Annotated in this window: 1 protein-coding gene; it reads left to right on the forward strand. The window is 49.6% G+C overall.

Annotation, left to right across the window (positions count from 1 at the left end):
* Positions 1–426: 426 nt before the first annotated feature.
* A partial coding sequence (locus B071_RS17675) for a replication initiation protein (RefSeq protein WP_169336355.1) occupies positions 427–1,410 on the forward strand: 984 nt, incomplete at its 3' end.

Below are 1,410 nucleotides of genomic sequence, written 5' to 3' on the forward strand. Positions count from 1 at the left end.
GTTTGGATACCACCAGGGCCCGGAAACCGGCTCTCCGAGCCTCCTGTGGCTCCTGTGGCTCCTGTGAGCCTCCCCCCTTCCTTCACTGCGGATTGCCGAGAGGCTTTCGTCGGTCCTGATGTAGAAATCTAGGGTGTAAAAATAAGAATTCTGGGGCGGACGGCGCCCGAGCGAAGCGAGGAATAGCGCCGACCGATTTCTTCTCCTGTTCGACGTGAGAAAAAAATTGTTAACAGCTTCTGATTATTCTTTATAATTCTCCTAATACTAAGGTCTTTTAACTCCTTGCCTTAAAAGTAATTGTAGATCGATATGACTACGTATCCTACGGAACATGACTACGTATCCTACGGAGATATGACTACGTATCCTACGGAAAATATCTACGCTTGATTTCTACGTGTAGTCATGATATATAGTCATATTATGAACGGTGATTCTGAAGTGCGATCCACGGCTGTGGACCCGTTACCAACCGACTACGTGCAACAACCTAATTTGCTGTCCAGATCGATCTACAAGCTACCTGTGATCGTTCGCCAGGTTCTTATGGTCGCTTGGGCGCGGGTGAAGATCGAAGACGTGCAGGAAATGTCTGTAACGATCACTGTAGCGGACATGCTCAAGGCGCTGGGGAAAACAGACGGCTCGCAGAACTACTACGCCATACAGACCGCACTCGACCGGACCCAGGAGGCTACCTTCAAGATTCGCAACCCAGAGAATCCGAAGTCCTTCGTGAACTACAACTGGGTTCGCCGCACCGCCTATGACGATGATCGAAAAGAAATCACCATCATCTTCGACGAGGATCAACGGCCATTCCTACAAGCCTTCCAGAATCAACTTGGCTATCACAAGATCCAAGTATCCGAGTTTGCTAAGTTAGAAGGGCGCTACTCCCAGCGCATCTACGAACGGGCAATGAGTTGGAGGTCAGAAATGGGTCGAGGTGGAAACCCTGCCCAAGAATGGTGGTTTGACGTTGGAATCCCTGAAGAACTGCGAGATTGGCTTGTAATCGGACCCGGAGAATACAAAAGAACTAGCAATCTCAGAATGCGGGCTATAGATGATCCAGTGAAGGAGATCAACGCGAAAATCACCGGGCTTCACATCGAACCGAAATTTGAATACCACAACCGACGACTTAAGCGGGTTCGGTTTAACTGTCGAATGCACATCAAGAGAGAGCGCAATGCCTCTCCAAGTACCCCCACTGAGATCGACGAGGAAAAATGGATCGAAAAAAACCCTGAACTTTGGGACGAATTGTACCAGAAGGCCCTCCGCGAAAATCAAGAATTGCCGGGAATGTTTGCTGACTATTCAGCAGAAAATCGCCAGTGGTGGCGGGAGCAAACCGCCCGAGGTGAAGCCCTGAAGACTCTCAAATCGCATCCAGATGCG

The sequence above is a fragment of the Alkalispirochaeta alkalica DSM 8900 genome (assembly GCF_000373545.1).
GTDB lineage: Bacteria > Spirochaetota > Spirochaetia > DSM-27196 > Alkalispirochaetaceae > Alkalispirochaeta > Alkalispirochaeta alkalica.